Below are 21,958 nucleotides of genomic sequence, written 5' to 3'. Positions count from 1 at the left end.
ACTATTAATAAGTTCAGGAGGGAAATGTAATGAGTGAGCTAGAAAAAATTATGAATGACCGCAAATCAGTACGTAGCTATGACCCTGATTATAAAATCAAAGAAAGTGAGCTTGAGGATCTTTTATCTCTTGCGACTAGTGCACCTTCATCAAGCAACCTGCAATCATGGAGATTTATTGTTATTCAAGATCAAGAAATGAAGAAGGAATTAAGAAGCATTGCCAACAATCAAGCGCAAATTGAAGATTCTTCGGCTGTTATTGCTGTTTTAGGAGATATGACTGCATATAAAAATGTCGAAGAAATATATAAGCTTAATGTTGAGGCTGGCTATATGGATCAGTCCATTGCTGACCGCACAATTGAAAATACTTTCAAACTCTATCCAAATGCTCCTAAAGAAGCGTTAATGAATATTGCCAGCTATGATGCTGGGCTTATTTCCATGCAAATCTTATTGCTGGCTAAAGAGCGCGGATTAGACACAGTGGTTATGGGCGGATTTAATAAAGCTGCATTTGCAGAAAAGTATAATTTAGAAGAAAATATCTTCCCAATTACTTTAATTGCAATCGGGAAAGCTGCTGCACCAGCATTTAATTCAACTCGCTTGCCGTTAAATCGAATTGCCAAATTTTATTAATTTGAACTGATTTCATCAGAAAATCTTTTAAAAATGACGTAAGAAAAGCTGAGCAACAGTTGCTCAGCTCTTTTATTATTTTAATAAAGCTTTAAACTTTAAAATACTTTTCATAAAGTCTTCATAAGTTTGATTGCTGCTTCTCTGATTATAGCTTTCTCTTAATAAATCCACCAGCCAAACAGGGACTTTTTTGCCATCTATTATTGAATAATATTCCTCATAAGCCTTTTTTAAATGCTCCCATCGAAAGTCATTTCCTGGCTTATTATATTCAGAAACATCGATCAGCTTTGCTCTCCCATTTTGCATGATAATATTTTTCAAATGAATATCTCGAGGATTCAAACCTTTTTCAATTGCATGGTTTCTAGCTTGATCAACATCGATAATGACCTGTTCTGAGATATGTGTACCTTTAACAATACAATCATATAGTGTATCACCATCTTCATATGATAATACGAGCACATTATGATGAGTACCAAAACATGACGCAAATCTAGGTGAATTGCCAAGCATGCTGTATACACGCTCTTCTTCATGTAATTTATGCAATTTATCCTCTGCAAAAACCTTAAATGCAAAACGAGGTACCAGATTAGATCGAAAAACAGCCGCGTCTGTTCCTATGCCAATACAGTCTAAACTACTGTTATATTTTTCAATAGAAACTGGTTTATTGTTGGGATTTGAAAAAACGGCTATTTCAGAAAGAGAATCTTTCAATATATCCCATTGATTGTTCATTTTTTCCACCTTTCATGTAATCACGCTTCCATTATTTATAAAATGTGACGTACAAACCATTGATGTGAAGAAAAAAAAGATATTTTTAAAATCCTAACATAAAATGGGGATGAATTAAATTAAAGTGACTTCTCACTGAATGATGATTTTGGTTATTGCTCAATCCATAGCTTTGTAAAATCCAGATGTCCGAATGAATGAGGAATAACATCTCTTATTATTGAATCTAAAGGCCGATTCACAATCGGGTGATACAAAAACAAGGAAATATAATTGGCTCTAATATAGGCTTCGATTTTCTCCATCATTTTCTCCCTTTCATCGAGTTGATTTGAATGCTCGAATTTAAACAATTCTGCCTCAATGAACTGTTCTGCTTCTTCGGGAAAAACTTGATTAAAAATTAATGCCTTATTTCTAAATCCACTTAAGAAAGCTAGATGTTTGTCTGAAAACAGTGACAGTCCCATAAATAATAAGTCAGCTTCTTCCAACACATCACTTTCATAAAACGCTTCATATGATGCTTCATATAATTTTATGTTCACCCCAAAATGATTTGCCTCCTTTTTTAGCCAGCATGCAGCATTGATGGCATAATCGTTGGCAAAATGAAAAAGAACTAATTCCTCCCCAGTGTATTCTGATTGATTTAGCAGTTGTGGAATCTTTGTTACATCTCTTATCTGCTGTTTTGACCTTCCAATATTAAAGCTCGAGGATTCCTTTGCCTCTAAATGAAGCTCTACTATCATCTTCTGAACATCAAAAACATGGAACAAAGCTTCTCTGAATGCTATTTTTTGCAGTAAAGGTCGGTTGAAATTAAATGATAAAAATTGAAAGCCAGAATCATCAATACTATGATAGCTTGTTTTAGTTGTTTGCTCGTTTTTATCTACAGTGAAATATATTGTTTCTGCAGCATCTTTAGATATATGGTGAATATGAATTTCGTCTATTAATGGTCGCTCTTTAAAGTAATGATTATTTGCTTTTAAAATTAATTTATTTTGAGTTTTTTCTCCAAGCATAAATGGACCGGTACCAATCCATTCCTGTTCTGTAAAATTCAGATGAGCAGGTAATATACAAAAAGTTGGCGCTGCTAAATAGCGAATAAAAAAAGGGTTCGACCGTTTTAAATGAATGGTTATTTTATATGGGCCGAGACAATTTACCCGCTCAATATCATCCACTAGCCATGAGTAATTTTGTGAGTCACCTTTTATTCTATTAATCGTAAAGAAAATATCTTTACTTGTCATCTCACTTTGATCGTGAAAAACAACTCCTTTTCTAATAAAAAATGTCCATGCACGATAATCATGATCTGCCTTATAGTGATGTGCTAAATGGGGAATAATTCTGTCTGATTTTTCGTCATATCTGATTAGGGTGTCGCCTAAATGCTGAATAAGATGGGTTTCAAAAGCAATCTTAACTCTTAAAGGATCAAGTGTTGTGATTTCCCTTGTTTTTAATGCATGGAGAATATCCTTCTCATTGGTGTCGGTATGGAGTCCGAGCATTTTGTGAATCTTTCCTGTTGCGTCCACTAACCAGCTCTTTGGTATTGGTGAACGCATCATTTGAACCACTTCTTCCAAATTTCCTTGATTGATACACTGCTGTAAATACTCATCTATTTCTTCCTTAAACGGTCGAGAAAATATGATTTTTGAGATGTTTCCTCTTCCTCTGCCTGGTATGTAGATTAAACATTTTCGATTCATCAACTGATGCAGTATTCTTTTTACATTTTTCTTTGTGCAAAACCAAATTGGTTCTAGCTCTTCTATTTTACATTCACATTCGAGATTTCGTTCGCGTTCATAAAGAAATGTGCGCAAGCTGATATATCGTTCATTCATCATAGAACACCTCATTAAAGGGGACAAAATTTTCTTAATTTTAACCTTTTTACCACTTTTGGAAAAGTAAATAATAGCAATAGGGAGGAGGATTCACTTGAAAAATTCTATATGGGTGGAAAGAAATACGATCTTATATCTTACTGGTACATTCACTTATAAACTTGGAGATAAAATATTTGTTCTTGCTATTCCTTGGCTGATTTACGAGATTACACAATCATCAGTCAGTATGGGAACAATGTTTTTATTACAAACCTTGCCGTATATCTTTATTTCTCCGCTAGCAGGGCGGTTGGCTGATCACTTCTCACAAAAAACTTTATTAATATTATGTGCAATCATACAAGGATGGTTGGTAAGCTTAATACCTGTTCTGTCAATAACTAATGCTCTGCAAATTTGGAATATTTACTTGATAGGCTTTCTAATTGCCTGCTTTAATGCTTCGTTTTCAGTAGTGAATAGCACGATGATTCCACTTTTATTTAGAAAAGATAAACTACTAAAAATCAACTCCTTTTATCAATTTATAGACACTTCTTCAGTCTTGTTTGGTAGTATTTTAGGGGGATTTCTTATTAGTAAAATAGGTGTTTACTATGTGCTACTTTTGGCAGGTTCAGCTTTTATCCCTATTATTTTTTCCACTATATTTTTAAGAATTTATGATGAGATTGTGCTTAACAGAAAGAAAAAAGCCTTATCCCTTAACCATTTTTTTGAAGGAGTTTCCTTTCTATTTCAGCACCCCCTATTACGTGCGCTTACACTATTAATTTTAATGGTCAATATCGCAAACGGTGCATTAATCAGTATGCTCGTGTATTTTTCGCGGGACAAGCTTTTGTTAAATTCCGAACAACTAGGCTTAGTATACGGCGTGGCAGCTGCGGCACAAATTGCTGCAATTTTTTTAGTGAATTTTCTTAGTAATGGGAAAAACACTTTACAATTAATGATGATTAATTTAGTTATCAGCTCACTCGGATTTATTTGGATTTCTATAAGCTGGAATGTTTTCACCTTATTGATCGGAGTAGCCATTCAAAGTGCACCTGTAATTATGTTCAACGTATTAAACCGAACTTTAAGGCAAAAGATTATTCCTTTATATATGTTCGGGAGAGTGAATGGCATCATGATTATGCTGATGCAATGCGCTTTGCCACTGTCAGGATTTATGACTGGGATGCTCTCCGCTATCATTGATATTAGATATATTTTCGCCTTGCTTGGTGCATTATCTTTCATTGTCATTTACTTGTTTCGTAGCCTTCCTGCAAAGCAGCAGGAAAGTTACAAAATATTATCCAGCTAAATTATATATTATCCAGAAACTGTAATACCCCTCAGAAGAAGGCACACGCTTCTGAGGGGCATTATATTTCATGCATGTCTACCCTAAATATCGGTGGTAAATCGATTTCGCCTGCGCAATGTCAGAGACTCCATGGACAAGGACTCGGCCATCTTTAAAAATAACTAGGCGGCAATTGTCCATTGAAACGGAAAGCAAAAATGGGTTTTGCTCCACTTTCAATCCTTGTCCGCTAATCATTTGGGCTAAATGATTAAGATTCATATTCTTAGGTTCTGGTGGCCTTATTTGAACGGTATCTCTTCCGCAAAGAATTGCTGCTTTTGTTTGTTGATTGTATGACAGATTAGGATATGTTTTATTTATGCCGCAAGATAGGCATTCTTGTTTTTTCATGGAAGAAACATCGATTGAGCTGTAATGGTTTTTCCAAAGATCAAACGACACAAGTGTTTTTCTTAACGATTGTAAGTCCTCCGATAATATTTTTAGCGCTTCTGATGATTGATGTGAGACCACCATTTGAATAGCAGGCTGTATCACCCCAACCGTATCACATGTCATTCCTTCTAGCGGAAATGCCTCCATCAAGCACGCCAAACACGGTGAAACGCCTGGAATGACGGTGAAGCTTAAACCGTAACTGCCGACACAGCCTCCATAAATCCACGGAATGTCTCGTTTTTGGGCAACATCATTGATGATTCGCCGGATGTCAAAGTTGTCTGTAGCGTCGATGATGAGATCAATTCCTATCGTTAATTCTTCTAATTCTTGTACCCCAACATCGATAATAACCGGGTGAATCTTCACTTCTGAATTTATCGCATTTATCCGATTGGCAGCAGCAATAGCTTTAGGCACTCTCTTCATTGCATCCTCTTCACTATAAAGCTGCTGACGCTGAAGATTGCTCCATTCTACATAATCTCGATCAGCGATTGTTAGATTGCCGACTCCAGCCCTCGCAAGGATTTCCGCGTTGGCTGCTCCCAAAGCTCCTGCACCGACAATGAGGACATGCTTCAGCATCAGTTTTTTTTGCCCTGCGCTGCCTATAGGTGCAAACAGCACCTGCCTGGAATAGCGATTATTCAACTAGATATCATTCCTTCCGATGGACTGCTGGCTGTCGCAAAATATTTCTTCTCTATTCTCCCTGCTTCATAGCCGAGCCTTCCTGCTTCTACTGCCTGCTTCATTGCTATTGCCATTTTCACAGGATCTTTTGCTGCAGAAACAGCAGTATTTAATAATACACCATCCGCTCCCATTTCCATTGCTAATGCAGCATCTGCCGGACCTCCCACACCTGCATCAACTATGATTGGTACAGAAGCTTGGTCAATGATAAATTGCAAATTCAATGGATTTATTATCCCCTGGCCAGAACCTATTGGAGAGGCGCAGGGCATCACAGCATGGCAGCCCAGCTCCTCAAGCTTCCTTGCTAGAACTACATCATCTGAAGTATATGGAAGAACAATAAACCCTTCACCTAATAATGTTTCCGACGCCTTCAGTGTTTCAATCGGGTCCGGAAGAAGCGTTTTGTCACAGCCAATCACTTCTACCTTGACCATATCACAAAGCCCAGAAGCCCTCGAAAGCCTAGCAATCCTAACCGCCTCATCGGCTGTTTTAGCTCCAGCAGTATTAGGGAGCAGCTTATATTTTGTCAAATCAATATTTTCCAGAAAGTTTGGCTGGTCATCAGCAAAAATATTCATGCGTCGGACGGCAAATGTCAGCACTTCAGCAGCAGAAGCCTCAACTGCATGTTGTTGAATTTCCATGTTCGGATATTTGCCTGTACCAAGCAGCAAACGGGAATTGAATTCATATGGACCTATTGTTAACATTTTATCCTCCTCCTACAAAGTGAACAATTTCAATGCGGTCACCATCAGCTAATTTTGTTACTTCATAACTTGATTTATTAATAATAGATTCATTGATTTCGACAATGGCCATCTTATCTTCCAATTGTAAATGGGTTAATAATTCCGTGACTGATATTGAATCTGGAGTGTGCATTTCTTTCCCATTGATGATTAGATGCATTTACTTTCTCCTTTAAACAAATGATTAGGATCTAATCGGGACAGGCCAAAAGGCATGAAGGGCTCTCTTCTTCCATCTAAGTAGTCTGCCATTAGTTCACCTGTTGCCGGTGCCAAAAGAATCCCGTTTCTGTAATGTCCTGTGGCAATGTACAATTGCTTAACATAAGGATGCTCACCTAAAAAAGGAAGGCCGTCACCGCTTATTGGCCTTATACCTGCCCACGCTTTCTCCCACTCTGCATTAGCTATTTCTGGCAAGAGTGCTGTCGCTTGATTCATTAATGAAGAGATTCCGCCAACAGTTACTTTTTCGTCAAATGTATTCGCCCGCATTGTCGCACCGATAATGTATCTTCCAGACTTCTTTGGCACAATATAGCAATCTTCCGTAAAGATTGTGCTGTTCAACAGCTTCCTATTAGAGACAACTGAATAGCACTCCCCCTTAACTGGAAAAACAGGTAGAGTGATTCCCGTTTTTTCTAGAAGCAAACCGCTCCAAGCACCAGCAGCTACAACTACTGAATCGGATAGTAAATCTCCTTGACTCGTTTGAACGCCTGTTACTTTCCCATCTTTAATGATAAAATCATGTATTGTCGTAAAATCATGATATTCCACACCTAAAGAGATGGCTGCCTTTGCAAATGCAAGTGACAGCTCATATGCTTGAACTTGCCCATCCTCCGGAATGAACATTGCACCTAGCATGCTTTTAGCCAACCCAGGTTCACGCTTGATTAATTCATCATTAGACAGCCATTCTGCTTTTTCACCAGCCGTGTTATGCAGCTTTATTAACGCTTTAAGATCCTGCTCATGTTTTTCTGAAACAGCTACCTTATAAATTCCTTTCGTTTCATAACCGATTTGTATTCCTGATCGTTCCTCCAGTTCTGCTATAATGGCTGGAAACATCGCGCGGCTTTTTAGCGCCAATCGAAACAGCGGGCCGTTCCCGATCAATTCGGTTTGTGCACCTAACATTCCAGCAGCAGCTCCAGATGCTTTGGCTGCAATTTTTGATTGTTCAATTACCGTGACTTTATATCCTCTTTTCGCCAGCTGAAAGGCAATTGAACTGCCATTAATTCCTCCACCAACGACAATCACATCACTAGCATTACTCAGTCGTCTCTCCTCCTTAATTCAGTTGTTTCGCATAGCATTGTGCTGCTTGAACTGGGTTATCCGCATAAAGGATTCCCGACATGACTGCAATCCCATCTGTTCCGCTTTGAATGACTTCTGCAACATTTGCCGGGGTGATGCCGCCAATTGCAATGACTGGAATATCTGATTTTTCCTTTATGCATCGTAAATCATTTAATCCTTTCGGCGGAAGATTTCGTTTTGAATCAGTCATATATACATGTCCATAGATAACAAAATCTGCTCCTTCCTTTTCTGCAGCAATTGCTTCCTCAATGGAATGAATAGAGCGGCCGATTAGCATTCCTGGGAAATGACTTTTAACTATCCTTACAGGCAAGCTATGAAAAGCAAGCTGAATACCGATGCTAAAGACAGAAGCAACATCGACCCGATCATTAACGATAATTTTCCGCAAAGGAATCCCTTTGTTCACCAATAATTGGACTCCATTGTATAATTCCAGCGAAGACCGCTTTTTTTCCCGCAAATGAAAAAAATCAACAAATGGTTCTACTTTACTGGCTATATTTGCAAATTCTGAAAGGGTGAGCCTCCCATCAGAAATAAGATGCAATTGCTTCCCCATTAGATCACGATTGACTTATTTGTTTTTACTGACCAGTCTTCCAGTTTATATGCCATTTCCCAAAATTGCAGTTCATACTGACAGCTGATTAAAAAATGCTGCCTCATTTTGTTTTTTTCTTGGTCTGTTGCTTTTTCTGCCAATTCATTTAATCTATCAATCTGCTCCACGACCAATTTTCCAAACCATTCGCCTCCATAGGCCGCAATCCATTCTTGATAAATGGGTTCAGTAGGTGCCGCTCCTTTAAAGCTTTGGCCAATATCATAATAAATCCAGTAGCATGGCAAGAGCGCAGCTATTATTTCTCCGATGGTGCCTGAATCTGCCACTCTATATAAATGAGATGTATATGCATAGGCCGTTGGCGCGGGCTCAAAGGCATCAAGTTCAGCATTAGTTATATTGAGAAGCTTCATGAACTTCTCATGCAGGCCAAGCTCAGCTTCATATGTTCCTTGTGCGTGCGCCGCCATTCTTGCTGTCGTATGTAATTCATCTGCTCTCGCTGCCCCAATAGCCTGAACTCTTGCGAAGTGAGAAAGATAATAGGAGTCTTGCATAACATAAAACCGAAAGTTTTCTAAAGGCAAATTCCCTTCAGCAATACCTTTAACAAAAGGATGGCGAAAATTTTCTTCCCAAATCACATTTGCATGCATTCTTAGTTCTTCAGTAAAAGTTTTTGTCATTTTTATCCTCTCCTTTGTTGAAATATAGGAAATCACCTGTTCAAGACAAAATAAAAACCACTCTTCAATGAGAAAAGTGGTGTAAAAAGCAATGATTTTAAGTTTATTAAAATCTATATGCGTACACCACTTCCCTACGCTGGTATGAGCCAGATCAGGTTCCAAGGGTCTTAAAGTTTCACTCTAATCTCAGCCTTCATAAAAGGCTCCCCTAGTGGATTGTTTCCTATTTAGTTTACATGGATTATATTAACATGGTTCATTGAATTGTCAACATCCAAATTTGTAATTCAATCTTATATAGGGTGAATGGCCTCCGGCTTCTCGCTACTTATATTAGCCTAAACCATTATAAAGACTGATTTGCAAGCTGAATTTTTATTGCAATTGTGGATGAAGTTTGTTGTTTCGCTATTATCCTCCAATTAGAGGAAATCATTTCTTGAAGTTCTCTATGACTTTCAAAAGATAGCTTCATATTTTCTAAAGTTTCTCCCGTATCGATGAAGTCCTCCCCTTCATGGAGGTTAAATTTAATTTTTAATAGCATCTTTAATGCACCTTTTGTTAAAAAAGTGACTTTAAATCCATGATATATAGCGTTTTTCATTTTTATAGGGTTGCTTTCATAATACTGAATAAAGGTTTCCCAATCAGGAATCCCTTCCCCGAATGGCTGGAAGGACTCCGCGTTTCCTTCCATTAATACGTTAATAATCTCATCATTTGACTTTCCGCATTTTCTTATCATTTCAATCATTAGGCTGTGATTTAATGCTAGTAATTCTCTAGTCAATCTTCTTCTCCTCCATATCGTTTCAATGGCTCGACACTTGCCGTTAATTTCCTTTGTCCATTGTTAAAAGCATCTTTTTCTAAATTTGCAGCGTGTTTGGCATCCGACTGAGCAGGAAACTCATGACACGGCATGTATGTAACTCTTTCTTAGCTTTCTGCCATATTTCCGCGCTATATTACACCTATAAAATCTGCCGGAAAACGCATAAACGCAATGCTTACCCTTTGTATTTGGTCAATCACTGAACTCGTGGGTGATGGGGACAGGTTCGTTGTTATATGCTGTTTATTGTGACAATTGATAGCATGGAGGCTTCGTTTATCATTTTAAATGCTTTTTAATGTGACAATTAGGGCACTCACCACAACGTTTGTTGTTTCAAACCAACCACAGTTCGTTCATTTTATACGCTAATTAAATGGTAAGCAAGGTAAAAATTATATATCACCACCTAAAAAAAAGTGCCGAATGGTCACAAACGATGTGATCGTTTAGGCACTTTTATCATTCAATCCTTGTTTAATTGAAAGGCATCTGCTAATAATTCATATGAACGATGTCGTGATGATTTTTCAGTAAGCATATTTAGTATCATGATTTCATCGACCATAGCAGCATTTGCAAGGTCTTGCAGTTTATTTTTAACTGATTCAATATTGCCGATTACAAACTTGCCCTTATTATCCTTGCGTGCTAATTCTTCTTGAGGTGAGTATACATGGTTGCTCGCTTCCTCTAAAGTCGGTGGTGCGTATTGAAATTGTCCTATAGCCCATCTTGCCCATTGAAGCTCTGCAGGACCAGCCAAATAATTAGCTTCTTCGTCTGTTTCTGCTGCAACAACAATAATGGCTAGGATACTTTTTGGTTCTGCTAAGTAGGCGGATGGTCTAAAATTCTTTTTATATGCACGAAGCATAGGTATCGCTAATTGCGGCGATATATGCGCAGCAAAGACAAACCCTAGTCCATTCTGTGATGCGAAATGCATACCGCCATCGCTCGACCCAAGCATAAACATATCTGGAATTAGCTGTTCCGGTGCAGGACTGATGTCTTTAAACGGATGATTGCCTTCAAAATTCCTGGAAAAATACGATAGAAGCTCGCTTAACTGTTCAGGAAAATCATAACGAGTAACAGCATCTCTTGACCGCCTTAACGCAAGCGCAGTTAAACTATCCGTTCCAGGCGCGCGTCCAATTCCGAGATCCACCCTTCCTGGAAATAATCCTTCAAGCAGCGAAAAATTTTCAGCTACCTTTAGCGGACTATGATTCGGAAGCATAACCCCTCCAGATCCGATGCGAATATTTTTTGTAATGGAACCAGCATGCGCACTTAATAGGTCTGGAGAAGTACTCATTTGATGCTTTGTATTATGATGCTCCGCAAACCAATATCTTGTATAGCCTAATCGATCCGCTAATATCACAAGATCAGTTGAATTCTTTAACCCTTTTACCGCATTTTCTCCATTATTTAATGTCGCCAAATCCAATATTGAAAGTTTCAGTTTTTCATTCGTCATTCGGTTTATCCCCCTTGCTCCAAATCAATTAGCAGACTAATTAATTATTTAAATTAAGCATATTCTTTAACCTGCAAGTGGTCAAACGACTTGCTTATCAAAAAAATATCTTTTACCTTTAATATGTACTAAAATTAAAGTTATGCTTAACATTAGAATGCGAAAGATGGCTTATGACACTTGGAAGGAATGATTCAATTGGAAACACATATATTTTCCAAGGGAGAAGAAATCGCAAATGCGATTATACATGGAATTGGCTTTTTATTAAGTATTGCTGCACTGGTTATCTTGACCGTCTTTTCTTCGTTATACGGGAACGCCTGGCATGTAGTGAGCTTCGTTCTGTTCGGAACAACGATGGTACTGCTGTATACATCCTCCACACTATTGCACAGCTTTCCTGCTGGCAGAGCGAAAGATGTTTTTGAGATTTTAGATCATTCATCCATCTACTTTTTCATTGCTGGTACATATACTCCCTTTTTATTTATTGCAGTAAATGGAGCTTTAGCATGGACGCTTTTCGGTGTTGTTTGGGGACTTGCAATTGCCGGGACTGTATTTAAATCTTTTTATGTAAAAAAATATGTTGGTATGTCGACATTACTTTATGTTTTAATGGGCTGGCTTATTGTATTCGTATGGGGAGATTTAATGGCTAATGTACCTCGGGAAGGAATCATCTTTTTAGCGATTGGCGGTGTGCTTTATACTGTTGGCGCTATATTTTATGTATGGAGAGCTTTCAAATATCATCATGCGGTCTGGCATGTTTTTGTGCTGGCAGGCTCAATTATGCACTTCTTTGCTGTATTGACTTTGCTGCCATCATAACACGTAAGAAGAGAATATCTATTCTCTTCTTACATTAAAGTAATTAATGGTTTCCGATTAGTCTCGCTGTTTAGGAATATTGGCAATGTTGCTTACGACTATTTAATCAGCTTCATCGCTTCATATCTAACCCCCAGATAATCATAGCCTTGTTTCATATACATGTCTCTTGGTGTATCGTTCCCATCTGCAACAAGGATAAAAGTTTTTTCAGTAAATCTCCGCATCACTGCTTGCTGAAGTCTGCTTGCAATCTTCTTATTTCTAAACTTTTCTAGAACACTTAAACTATCTATTTCTGCAGTCTCCTCCGAAAGATAGACATTGACAGAACCAGCAGCCTCTCCTTTATAAAAGGCAACAGCCATAGCAACTGAGGGGTCATCGTAATTCTTCAAGTGAATCTTTTGATTTGCCTCTGCATACTCCTCGCCAAACTGCCTATCCAGCTCCTTTTGCAAAGTAAGAAAGGCATTTAAGTTTGCATCTGAAACCATTTCAATAACAGTATCAGGATGATGTGAAATTCGCGGAAAATTGTTCGGCTGAATGCTAAACAGCTCTAGAAATCCAACAACATAAAAGTTTTGCTTTAAATATAATAATAGCCCGTCACTTAAATTCTTATCCGCCGGAAAATAAAACTTCACATGCTCCATCTTATTTTGCACATGAAACTGCATTAACTTTTCTTCTGCTATGATGAATTCTTCAATGGAAGGCATTTTCTTAAATTGGATAAAGTTTGCATCATATTTTGATAGCATTTCTGGATAATGAATATGTCTTAATTGATTGTTTTCTTCAATTGTTCTTCCTAAATAATATATATCATTAAATGTTGCTCTTTTCATGAATGACTTCTCCTTCTAATAGTTCTTCCAATATATGACCCACTCCATCTTTGTTTTTTGTGAAAGTCACTCTTTTGGATAGCTGTATTGCTTTATTCATTACAACCGGAAAACTGCAATATTCAAACAATGTGAGGTCATCGCTTTTTGTATCGACAGCGCGCAAAGCACATCTTCAAGTGCTTTAGAAACCAATTAACCTAATTAAAGTATACTTGCTAACTCACCGTATTTTTAGTGTAAATATAATTGAGCTCATCAGGAACATTTCACAACTCTTGGCATTCCCGCTGTTACAATGATGATTTCCAGCCCTATTTACCTGCATGAACAAGTGCATTCATCGACCGTTGAGATACCTGTTTAGAATCATGTCATCATGCGCCATCCAAAACCTTTACAATTGCTTCAATATTCTCTATTTTTATACACATCCTTTCTTTAATCTTATCAAAAAAAACAATCCCCAACCTATCAAAAATAGATTGGGGGTTGTTTTTTTTATAGGTACATTTCGATTCCTGGTCCAAGCGGAATACCGAGCAAGCCAAAAATAAATAATAATACAACCCAAAAAACAAGAAAAATAATTGAATACGGAATCATCATCGATATGAGCGTCCCTAATCCTGCCTTTTTATCATATTCGCGCATAAAGGCGAGTACGACTAAAATATATGGGTTTAGCGGTGTAATAATATTGGTAGTTGAATCTGCAATTCTGTAAGCAGCCTGTATAAATGCCGGATTATAATCAAGCAGCATGAACAGCGGAATAAAAATAGGCGCCAATAATGCCCATTGTGCAGAACCACTAAAGATTAATAGATTTAAAACAGATACGAATAAGATAAATCCAATAATAACCGGAAGCCCAGTTAGATTAATAGATGCTAAAAATTCAGCGCCATTTACTGCAATCCAAGTTCCTAGATTAGACCAGTTGAAGTAGGCAATAAATTGTGAAGCAGCAAAGATTAATACGATATAGCCTGCCATATCCTTCATTGACTCGCCCATAAATTTAGGGATATCAGCCAATTTAGTAATTTTCTTAACAGTCACCCCATAGGCGGTGCCCATAACAATAAAGAATAGTAATACTATTGGGATAATTCCATCTAAAAATGGGGATGGAATCATGCCGCCATCTTCATTTCTGAGCGGCGAATTCGGCCAGAAGATGATAAGCAATAGTAAACCGACGTAAATGGACCCTGCGATGATACTATTCCGTAAACCTCTTACTTCAATTGCTGATACAGGTTCAAAATTTTTCTTAAGATCCCCTTCATACTTGCCTAACCGAGGTTCAATGATTTTTTCAGTAATAAAACCGCCAATTAATGTTAAGAACACTGTGGATACAGACATGAAATACCAGTTGTCTACCGGCGTAACCACAAAACTAGAGTCAATTGCTTTCGCTGCCTCAGTTGTAATTCCCGCTAGCAAAGCGTCAGTACCAGCAATTAATATATTGGCAGAAAAACCAGCACCTACACCAGCGAATCCAGCTGCTAAGCCAGCTAACGGATGGCGGCCAACAGTGTAGAAAACCATGGCAGCTAAAGGTGGAACAAGGACAAACGCTGCATCAGAAGCGATATTTCCTAAAATACCTACAAAGAAAACCGCATATGTAACAAGTGATTTTGGTGTGCTTAGGATGGACTTTTTAATGGCCGTTTCTAATAACCCTACTTTATCGGCAAGACCAACGCCTAGCATCATTGCCAAAACAAGACCTAACGGTGCAAAACCAGTAAAGTTGGCCAGCATTTCTCCTAAAATAAATTGCAGACCTTCACCAGAAATCAAACTTTTGATTGGCAGTGTTTCTCCTGTGCCTGGATGCTCAACAGTCACATCAAACATGTTTACTATGAATGTAAGTACCATGACAAAAGCTGCTAAATAAACAAATATAAAGAAAGGATCTGGCAGTTTATTTCCTATCTTCTCAATACCAGTCAGGAATTTGGACATTAAGCCTTTTTCTTGTTTATTGACTTCTACTTGCAAATGATTCACTCTCCTTAATAACGGAATTAGTCCATAACATTTCCGTTATTATATCATCCTATTAAAAAAGAGAATAGGCTTTTTTTGAAAAAATTTAATTTTTTATTAACTTTCTAATAATTTTCATTCAAAATAATCACATAATTGCATAAACAAAGGTGTTCATTTACATATAAACATATAGATAGTTATTTTTATGCAAAAAAACTGCGTATAGATTCACTTCTATACACAGTTTTTTAAGCTATTTTTCAAAAGACTCTAACTGAAGTTCATATATTTTACGCGGTCTTCCCCTATGTCCTGATTCCTCACCGACCACTTTTGCTAACCCGATTTTTTCCATCTCCATGAGGATTCTGCGAGCATTTCGATCTGTGCTCTTTAACCAATGAGCCAAATCCTGTGAGGTAATCGCTGTTTTTTGATAATGCGCCGATAAGGAATCTATTTTGGAAACTATTTTTAAACTAATACCAGCATCTTTAAAGAATTTTTCCCATTCATTTCCGATATTTCTTGTGTGATAGCTAATTTCATCTCCGTCTTCCATGAGCACCTTTACATCTTTTTCTTCATTAACTGTAATCACGACAGGACCTTTATATTCTCTGGCATGTTCAAAGGCAATACCAACGCTTTCCTCGGCATCCAGCACGGTTAACCCATATCCTACACCAATTCTTACATACAGTTTACTATGTATATATATTTCATCACGCATGGAAAGAATTGACTGACTGCTCATATATAAATCAAGCTCACCACGAGTAGTATATATATAATGGAGGCCATCTCCTATTTGTACGATAGATGCGTTCATTTTTTCAGCGACTTGTAAAAGCACTTTTTTAAGTTCCAGTTCTTGGTGTTTAAGCTTATAAGACAGATGCCTTTCTTCATTGGAAAGAGATGAGCGGATTATGTCTATCCCAATAATGACTAACTGCGATTTTTTATACCAATTGACATGCCCTTTTTCTCTTATATGCTCCAAAGATCTCCTTAATGTTAATTCGGATTGCACTAAACGGTATACTGGTATTTTCATGGCAGTCAGCTCTTGGTATACATTGTTTAAGCAAGTGATTGCTGCTTCAATCTTTCCTGCTTCATATAGTTTTTTATGAAAGTGGATAATTTCATTTGATGGCATATATCCTTCATAAGCATTAAGATGAAAAATAATATTATGGTTGACGAGAGAATCCAATCCTTTTTCAATTTCTTCTTCCTGAATGGTATCCAGGCTAAAACGTTTCAAAATGTGACCTTCATCTAAAAATGCCTGCAATAGGACAGCGAGCAAACTTGCACCGTTCAGTGGTGTAAATGTTGCCTCATCCTCACATATTAGCTCTTTTGACAAAGCAAAATAATAGGGTGCCTGACCAGAGAACAGCCATTGATCGACCCATTCCTTATTTTTTAAGATAATTTGCTCTGTTTCCTCTGTATTTTCATAAACAAAAGGGATGAAATTCAGGTCTGGATAGGACTCCCCCACCTTCATCATCTGTTTGACTGAATCTGAAGGTCCCACCACACCTACTCTTATTTTCATCTTCTAACACCTGCTTCCAGCGTAAAATAGATTTGTACCTTTATTTTAACACGGCAGCGTGTATCGAATATACCTATTGCTGCAGCTTTAACACAGCGCGTCCAATTGTTTCTACCGCAATCGGAAGTACAGCTTCATCATAGTCAAATCGCGGGTGATGATGACCCGCTGATAATGGCGTTCCAAAAATCATATATGTTGCAGATCCGCCCTGTTGTTTTACACGCTGCATCATATATGTCGCATCCTCAGAGGCTCCCATTGTTAATTCAGGTATAACCCGGTGGATGGCTGTGCTTTCATCTACTGACTCTTGTATTCGTTCTACCCATTCTTTGCTGCACTCCTCGCTTGGGGCTGTGCCAACCATTTCTATTTCCGCTTTTACATCATAAAGTGCCGCACTTGCCTCGATGATTCTCCTTGCTTCAGGAACCATATAATTTTCGTTTAACTCGGTTGATTCACCTCGGGTTTCAATTTCCATTCGTGCAAAATCAGCTACGATATTTCTACCGCTTCCCGCTTCAAGCTTGCCAACATTAATTCTTGTATGACCGTCTGCATGGCGGGTAATTCCATTTAAATGAAGCGATGCAGCGGCGGCCGCTAGCAGCGCGTTTCTGCCTTCATTAGGGGAAAGGCCCGCATGTGCAGACTTCCCATAGAAAGAGGCATTTATTTTTGTGCTAGCTAAAAATTTCGTAGCTGTAGCAGCAATTTCTCCCACTTTCAAGGAATGTATTCCAATATGTCCGCCTATAAAATAATCCGCGCTATCGAGCAGGCCTTGTTCAACCATCGGCTTAGCTCCTCTGCCGCCCTCTTCCCCCGGCTGAAATAGCAATGTGAACCGTCCGTATAATCGTTGCTTAAATTCATGAATAAAGCGGGCAACTCCCAATCCAATTGCAGCATGGCCATCGTGACCACACGCATGCATAAAGCCTTCACGCTTAGAAATAAACCCTTCATCTGCCGGAAAATGTCCAGCTTCAGCCGATTCCTTAATCGGCAATGCGTCGATATCAAAACGTATCGCTATATGGCTGCCTGGCCTGCCTGTATCATACGCGGCCACGATGCCGGTGAATGCACCTGCCATCTTCTCCATCCATTCAGCTGAAACACCTTCTGCAATCGCACGCTTTTCATTGTCAGCGATTTCTTGATTTGACGGCATTCCCATTCGCGCTTCTGCTTTTAATATTTCCTTTCCCATATAAAGATTAAAGTCCAGCTGTTTTAATTCTTCAGCAATAGAAGCTGTCGTGACATATTCTGTCCATGCAGCTTCCGGGTATTGATGAAAGTGTCTGCGCATTTTTATTAAATATGGTGTCAGCTTCTTGATGAATTCATTCATTTCCATGTTAATCGTTCATGCCTCCAGTCTTTATTTGAGATAAAGCATCCATTGCTAGCTGCGACATCAGTTCAATGCCATCCGAAAAAATAGCCTCATCCAGCATAAAGGAAGGGTTATGAAGCGGCTTCTGACCTTCGCCTATAGAGCAGCCGAGCCAATAATACACACCTGGATATGCTTGAAGAAACCTTCCGAAGTCCTCTCCCGCCATAGAAGGAGCGACCTCTGGTACTCGATTTTGACCAAACATGCTAATGGCTGTTTCCTTCACTCTCCTTGCCCACTTTTCAGAGTTAACTGTTGCTGGATAACCGTCCAAATAATCAATTTCAACGGTTCCGCTCATAGATGATACTGTGCCTTCAACAACTTCAATAAAGCGATTCTTCACTTGCGCTTTTACTTCATCTGAAAGCGTGCGGATGGTTCCTTCTATCACAACCTCATCGGCAATTACGTTATGTGCGACTCCACCAGTTATTTTTCCGACTGTAACTACCGCTGACTTGATCGGATCGATATTTCTGCTGACAATCGTTTGCAGCATCGTAATCACTTGATTTGCTACTACTATGGCATCGACAGTCGTATGAGGCATACTAGCATGACCGCCTGAGCCTTTAATAATCAATTTAAACCGATCTGAGTTCCCCATCATTGATCCAGGTCGTACACCAACCATTCCCGGTTCCAAATCAGGCCATACGTGCTGGCCAATGATGACATCAGGCTTTATTTCATCAAAAACGCCATCAGCCATCATCGCACTAGCCCCGCCTACAGGAGATTTTTCTTCTGCTGGTTGAAATACTAATAGAATGGTGCCTTCCAATTCTTCCTTCATTTCATTTAACAGCATTCCTGCACCGAGAAGCATGGCAGTATGGCTATCATGACCACATGCGTGCATTATCCCTTCACTTTTTGAAGCAAATTCCAACCCGGTTTGTTCGGTAATTGGCAAAGCATCAATATCAGCCCGTAATGCGACTGTTCCACCTCGTTTGCTTCCTCTAATGATTCCCAATATGCCTGTTTTGGCATAGCCTGCTTTAAACGGAATAGCATGCATTTGTAATTTCTCTTGGATTCTTAAGGATGTTTCAAACTCTTCCCCACTTAATTCGGGATTTTGATGAAGCTCTCTACGAAATGCAATAATCTCTTCTAAGATTTTGTTTGCTTTTCCTTTTAATGTGAATGACATAGATAGACTCTCCCCTATCAACGGATTATTTAAGGAAAAAATCCTTATTAATTCCGATAATACACTAATTTCGATGACAATTGAGAGAATTCCTCCATTTTTTAAAAAATTCTTCATTTTTTTAGGATATAAAGCATGCTTAACTATTATTTTTCTAAATGATCAACTTGATTATAGTTCTGAATCATCCATTTATTTTCCGTAAATTGAAGATTGCTGATGCAAGCATTTAATAATCGTGTTTTACCAGAACCGATTTCTCCATTGGATAAATGTGAAAGAATGCTGCTAATAACAGCGCCATGGGCCACTAGCAACACTTTCTTCTTTGGGTATTGCTCGTTTATTTTTTCTATTCCTGACATGATTCGCAAGATTAATGTTTCAGTAGATTCATAACCAGGAATCACACCATCTGGAAATCTCTCTTGCCGTTCAGAAAAAGTTAACCCTTCTCCATCTCCAAAACATCTCTCGATAAAATCATCCATTATTGTTATCGGAAGATTTGTATTTTCATTTATCAACTCTGCGGTTTGCCTCGCTCTTTTTAACGGGCTCGATATGATGACATCCCAATCGTTTAGCGCTAAATATTTTCCGCATTGAATGGCCTGTTGTTTGCCTTTTTCATTTAATGGGATATCCGTTCTTCCTTGAATTCTGTTTTGTGCGTTCCAATCTGTCTCTCCGTGCCTAATTAGACAAATCATTGTCATATGCATTCTCTTCCTTTCCTTTTCATCACCATAATTCCATTTTATTTAATCATTTAGTCATCTCATGTTCATATGTTCTTAACATTTGTTGTCTATACTATAATTACAGCTAGGACATAAACAAGATCCCCCCCTTTTTATATAGGGACTGAGCCCAATGGTTCAGTCCCTTTATAATTAGACATTAGGCCACTAAAAATTATATTTTCATTATATATAGCACAGCCTTGTCCTGAGCGCATATGATAACAATGTATTAAATTATTTTCGCTGACTTTACCAGTTTGCTTTTTTGAGCCTTAATGGCTCTTTTTTTTATTAAAAATATATATCCTCTATAACAGCGATTGAATTGGCACAGTCAGCTTGGATAAAATATTCAGGAATAATTCCTTTCCGGCTGACTTAGTCGGAGCTGGTTGCTTCATAATACCATTTTCAGAAACAAGGTGGCTTTCTTTAATAATATCATCAAATGCCAGCTGTAACATTTCGGCAAACTCTTTTCCCTCTATAATTACAATTGATTCAGTATTAATAAAGGTTGACCTTGAATCAAAATTGAAGGAACCAATCACACTTGTATAGTCATCAATCAAAATGGATTTGCCATGTACTGAGAAAGCCCCCTCATATTCATATACTCTATTTGCTTCCTTTATAAGCTCACCCTTTTTATTTAAATAACCTGAGAACGCAAGCATGTTAGGAGTAGAGTTGAGAGAGTTTGTAATGATGTCTGTTTCTACCTCTGAATTAGGTAATATAGCGGTATGGCTTTTCATTTCCTTTGTCGGGATCACATAAGGTGTTTGAATTTGGATAGATGATTGAGCTTGTTTAAAAAGTTCGTTTAAGCCAGTAAATATTATCGGCTCTTTCTTTCCTCTTTCAATTGGATTTGCTAGAAATCTCGTCTGATCTACTTTTATTGTATATTTGTCCCAATCAAACTCCGGATTGGAAAAAACGGTCTGAAATGTGTTCATTTCATCATAATAAGTCATATACTCTCTCTTTGGTTCTTTCGTTTTATCATTCTCTGACAATTTTGGTTTATATTGTTTAGAAAATGGACTATCCCATAATGTAAGAAAGTATTGATCAATATGCTGAATCACACTGCTATCTTCAATATTAGGACGATATAAAAGAACATCCCGGTCAAGAACGAAATTATCCATTTTACTTTCAGCTAAATATTTATCACCCAAGTTTCTTCCGCCTGTAATCACAAATTGCTCGTCAACAATGAGAAGTTTATCATGCAGCCGATTTTGCCATGTGCCAGGTCTGAGAGGTTGAAATGGTTCATACACTTTTAGTTCAATATTAGGATGCGCAGCGAGCGCTCTCTTCAAGTCTCTATTTAAATAATTTGTCATTGCATCTAACATAAACCTTACATTCACACCACGGTCGGCAGCTTTAAACATTGCGCCTATCATTAAATCAGTTGTTTCCTCTTCATAGAATTTATAGTAAGCTATATGGATGGTTTTCTTTGCTTCTTCGATGATTTTTAATCTTGCCTGTCCGGAAGTAAAACCATCTTCTAGCAATTGCGCCTGATCAAAATGTTGCTCTTTTATTGCATAGGAGGGGATTTGGTTTAAATTCACTTCATTCTTGACGGGCGATTTAATAAGAAGCGTGGTCGCAATCAATATAAAAATGAAATATAGGAAGAGAATAGCAAGAGGGATTTTTAACAGCTTAGCGCGCATATGATCATCTACCCTTCAAAAAATAAGTCTCTTTAGTCTACGTTGTTTCTAGGTGAATTAGTCATTCAAAGAAAAAAAACCTTTGTAGAGGGTTGGAGACTGTAGACAAACGCATTCTTATAAAGAGAGGTGTGATTTTGAGAGGTTTACCGCTCTCTTCCTGAGTGGTTCGAACTTTGAGTGCACTACTTCGCTAAAGCCGGAAAAAGAGTCAACATCGCAATTGTGCCTATAATGT

At 38.1% G+C, this 21,958-nt stretch carries 21 protein-coding genes and 1 riboswitch; of the genes, 3 read left to right on the top strand and 18 right to left on the bottom strand.

The window, feature by feature from the left end:
• The first annotated feature begins 29 nt into the window (after positions 1–29).
• On the top strand, positions 30–644 hold the full coding sequence (locus tag CWS20_RS20710; RefSeq protein WP_066199026.1) for a nitroreductase family protein: 615 nt from the start codon (positions 30–32) through the stop codon (positions 642–644).
• 75 nt (positions 645–719) lie between these two features.
• On the opposite strand, the gene CWS20_RS20705 is transcribed toward CWS20_RS20710, so the two are convergent.
• Together CWS20_RS20705 and CWS20_RS20700 are read right to left on the bottom strand one after the other, a co-directional pair.
• Complete coding sequence (locus tag CWS20_RS20705) at positions 720–1,394, bottom strand: serine/threonine protein kinase (RefSeq protein WP_066199028.1); 675 nt, start codon at positions 1,392–1,394, stop codon at positions 720–722.
• A gap of 152 nt (positions 1,395–1,546) precedes the next feature.
• Positions 1,547–3,271, bottom strand: a complete 1,725-nt coding sequence (locus CWS20_RS20700; protein ID WP_066199031.1) for an ABC transporter substrate-binding protein — start codon at positions 3,269–3,271, stop codon at positions 1,547–1,549.
• A gap of 94 nt (positions 3,272–3,365) precedes the next feature.
• Here CWS20_RS20700 and CWS20_RS20695 point away from each other — a divergent pair, with 94 nt between their 5' ends.
• Positions 3,366–4,589, top strand: coding sequence for an MFS transporter (locus CWS20_RS20695; protein ID WP_066199039.1), 1,224 nt, complete (start codon positions 3,366–3,368; stop codon positions 4,587–4,589).
• Positions 4,590–4,667: 78 nt separating this feature from the next.
• On the opposite strand, the gene CWS20_RS20690 is transcribed toward CWS20_RS20695, so the two are convergent.
• The 9 genes from CWS20_RS20690 to CWS20_RS20655 form a co-directional block, all read right to left on the bottom strand.
• Positions 4,668–5,687: a MoeB/ThiF family adenylyltransferase gene (locus CWS20_RS20690; RefSeq protein WP_066199041.1), complete on the bottom strand. Its 1,020-nt coding sequence runs from the start codon at positions 5,685–5,687 to the stop codon at positions 4,668–4,670.
• Positions 5,684–6,451 carry a thiazole synthase gene (locus CWS20_RS20685; protein ID WP_066199044.1) on the bottom strand — a complete coding sequence of 256 codons (768 nt, stop codon included), beginning with the start codon at positions 6,449–6,451 and terminating at the stop codon, positions 5,684–5,686. The genes CWS20_RS20690 and CWS20_RS20685 overlap by 4 nt, the downstream gene beginning before the upstream one ends.
• 1 nt (position 6,452) lies before the next feature.
• Positions 6,453–6,653: a sulfur carrier protein ThiS gene (gene thiS, locus CWS20_RS20680; RefSeq protein WP_066199047.1), complete on the bottom strand. Its 201-nt coding sequence runs from the start codon at positions 6,651–6,653 to the stop codon at positions 6,453–6,455.
• A complete protein-coding gene (gene thiO, locus CWS20_RS20675; RefSeq protein ID WP_241504230.1) occupies positions 6,644–7,768 on the bottom strand; it encodes a glycine oxidase ThiO in 1,125 nt (374 codons plus the stop codon). The genes thiS and thiO overlap by 10 nt, the downstream gene beginning before the upstream one ends.
• Before the next feature lie 31 nt (positions 7,769–7,799).
• Positions 7,800–8,384, bottom strand: coding sequence for a thiazole tautomerase TenI (tenI, locus tag CWS20_RS20670; protein ID WP_241504229.1), 585 nt, complete (start codon positions 8,382–8,384; stop codon positions 7,800–7,802).
• Positions 8,385–8,395: 11 nt separating this feature from the next.
• Positions 8,396–9,088 carry a thiaminase II gene (gene tenA / locus CWS20_RS20665; protein ID WP_066199054.1) on the bottom strand — a complete coding sequence of 231 codons (693 nt, stop codon included), beginning with the start codon at positions 9,086–9,088 and terminating at the stop codon, positions 8,396–8,398.
• Positions 9,089–9,202: 114 nt separating this feature from the next.
• Positions 9,203–9,311, bottom strand: a riboswitch (TPP riboswitch).
• A 126-nt stretch (positions 9,312–9,437) separates the two neighbouring features.
• Entirely contained in the window at positions 9,438–9,884 is a 447-nt protein-coding gene (locus tag CWS20_RS20660; protein ID WP_066199056.1) for a hypothetical protein, read from the bottom strand.
• Positions 9,881–10,018, bottom strand: a complete 138-nt coding sequence (locus CWS20_RS28135) for a hypothetical protein (protein WP_157090546.1) — start codon at positions 10,016–10,018, stop codon at positions 9,881–9,883. Before CWS20_RS28135 ends, CWS20_RS20660 begins: the two co-directional genes overlap by 4 nt.
• A gap of 377 nt (positions 10,019–10,395) precedes the next feature.
• Entirely contained in the window at positions 10,396–11,418 is a 1,023-nt protein-coding gene (locus tag CWS20_RS20655; protein WP_066199059.1) for an LLM class flavin-dependent oxidoreductase, read from the bottom strand.
• Between the two features lie 198 nt (positions 11,419–11,616).
• Here CWS20_RS20655 and trhA point away from each other — a divergent pair, with 198 nt between their 5' ends.
• On the top strand, positions 11,617–12,255 hold the full coding sequence (trhA, locus tag CWS20_RS20650; RefSeq protein WP_241504228.1) for a PAQR family membrane homeostasis protein TrhA: 639 nt from the start codon (positions 11,617–11,619) through the stop codon (positions 12,253–12,255).
• 98 nt (positions 12,256–12,353) lie between these two features.
• Here trhA and CWS20_RS20645 read toward each other — a convergent pair whose 3' ends face one another.
• The 7 genes from CWS20_RS20645 to CWS20_RS20610 all read right to left on the bottom strand — a co-directional run bounded on the left by CWS20_RS20645 (position 12,354) and on the right by CWS20_RS20610 (position 21,720).
• A complete protein-coding gene (locus CWS20_RS20645; protein WP_066199061.1) occupies positions 12,354–13,109 on the bottom strand; it encodes a GNAT family N-acetyltransferase in 756 nt (251 codons plus the stop codon).
• A 501-nt stretch (positions 13,110–13,610) separates the two neighbouring features.
• Positions 13,611–15,098: an AbgT family transporter gene (locus CWS20_RS20635; protein WP_066201714.1), complete on the bottom strand. Its 1,488-nt coding sequence runs from the start codon at positions 15,096–15,098 to the stop codon at positions 13,611–13,613.
• A gap of 280 nt (positions 15,099–15,378) precedes the next feature.
• Positions 15,379–16,698: a hypothetical protein gene (locus CWS20_RS20630; RefSeq protein WP_066199067.1), complete on the bottom strand. Its 1,320-nt coding sequence runs from the start codon at positions 16,696–16,698 to the stop codon at positions 15,379–15,381.
• A 73-nt stretch (positions 16,699–16,771) separates the two neighbouring features.
• Entirely contained in the window at positions 16,772–18,070 is a 1,299-nt protein-coding gene (locus CWS20_RS20625) for an amidohydrolase (RefSeq protein ID WP_066199070.1), read from the bottom strand.
• 1 nt (position 18,071) lies between these two features.
• Positions 18,072–19,274 carry a M20 metallopeptidase family protein gene (locus tag CWS20_RS20620; RefSeq protein ID WP_066199072.1) on the bottom strand — a complete coding sequence of 401 codons (1,203 nt, stop codon included), beginning with the start codon at positions 19,272–19,274 and terminating at the stop codon, positions 18,072–18,074.
• A 146-nt stretch (positions 19,275–19,420) separates the two neighbouring features.
• Positions 19,421–19,993 carry a histidine phosphatase family protein gene (locus tag CWS20_RS20615; protein WP_066199076.1) on the bottom strand — a complete coding sequence of 191 codons (573 nt, stop codon included), beginning with the start codon at positions 19,991–19,993 and terminating at the stop codon, positions 19,421–19,423.
• Between the two features lie 335 nt (positions 19,994–20,328).
• Positions 20,329–21,720, bottom strand: coding sequence for a phospholipase D-like domain-containing protein (locus CWS20_RS20610; protein WP_083957416.1), 1,392 nt, complete (start codon positions 21,718–21,720; stop codon positions 20,329–20,331).
• Positions 21,721–21,958: the final 238 nt, after the last annotated feature.

Origin of the sequence: Cytobacillus horneckiae, assembly GCF_002835735.1 — a bacterium.
Taxonomy (GTDB): Bacteria; Bacillota; Bacilli; order Bacillales; family Cytobacillaceae; genus Cytobacillus; species Cytobacillus horneckiae.
Note: the sequence above shows the minus strand (reverse complement) of the source record. Positions and strands in the feature narration are given on the sequence as shown.

Coding starts and splice junctions, on each gene's coding strand:
- CWS20_RS20615 (WP_066199076.1), bottom strand. CDS start 19,993: ATGACAATGATTTGTCTAATTAGGCACGGAGAGACAGATTGGAACGCA.
- CWS20_RS20610 (WP_083957416.1), bottom strand. CDS start 21,720: ATGCGCGCTAAGCTGTTAAAAATCCCTCTTGCTATTCTCTTCCTATAT.
- CWS20_RS20645 (WP_066199061.1), bottom strand. CDS start 13,109: ATGAAAAGAGCAACATTTAATGATATATATTATTTAGGAAGAACAATT.
- tenA (WP_066199054.1), bottom strand. CDS start 9,088: ATGACAAAAACTTTTACTGAAGAACTAAGAATGCATGCAAATGTGATT.
- CWS20_RS20625 (WP_066199070.1), bottom strand. CDS start 18,070: ATGGAAATGAATGAATTCATCAAGAAGCTGACACCATATTTAATAAAA.
- CWS20_RS20635 (WP_066201714.1), bottom strand. CDS start 15,098: ATGTCCAAATTCCTGACTGGTATTGAGAAGATAGGAAATAAACTGCCA.
- CWS20_RS20705 (WP_066199028.1), bottom strand. CDS start 1,394: ATGAACAATCAATGGGATATATTGAAAGATTCTCTTTCTGAAATAGCC.
- CWS20_RS20655 (WP_066199059.1), bottom strand. CDS start 11,418: ATGACGAATGAAAAACTGAAACTTTCAATATTGGATTTGGCGACATTA.
- CWS20_RS20630 (WP_066199067.1), bottom strand. CDS start 16,698: ATGAAAATAAGAGTAGGTGTGGTGGGACCTTCAGATTCAGTCAAACAG.
- CWS20_RS28135 (WP_157090546.1), bottom strand. CDS start 10,018: ATGCCGTGTCATGAGTTTCCTGCTCAGTCGGATGCCAAACACGCTGCA.
- CWS20_RS20710 (WP_066199026.1), top strand. CDS start 30: ATGAGTGAGCTAGAAAAAATTATGAATGACCGCAAATCAGTACGTAGC.
- CWS20_RS20700 (WP_066199031.1), bottom strand. CDS start 3,271: ATGATGAATGAACGATATATCAGCTTGCGCACATTTCTTTATGAACGC.
- CWS20_RS20620 (WP_066199072.1), bottom strand. CDS start 19,274: ATGTCATTCACATTAAAAGGAAAAGCAAACAAAATCTTAGAAGAGATT.
- thiS (WP_066199047.1), bottom strand. CDS start 6,653: ATGCATCTAATCATCAATGGGAAAGAAATGCACACTCCAGATTCAATA.
- CWS20_RS20685 (WP_066199044.1), bottom strand. CDS start 6,451: ATGTTAACAATAGGTCCATATGAATTCAATTCCCGTTTGCTGCTTGGT.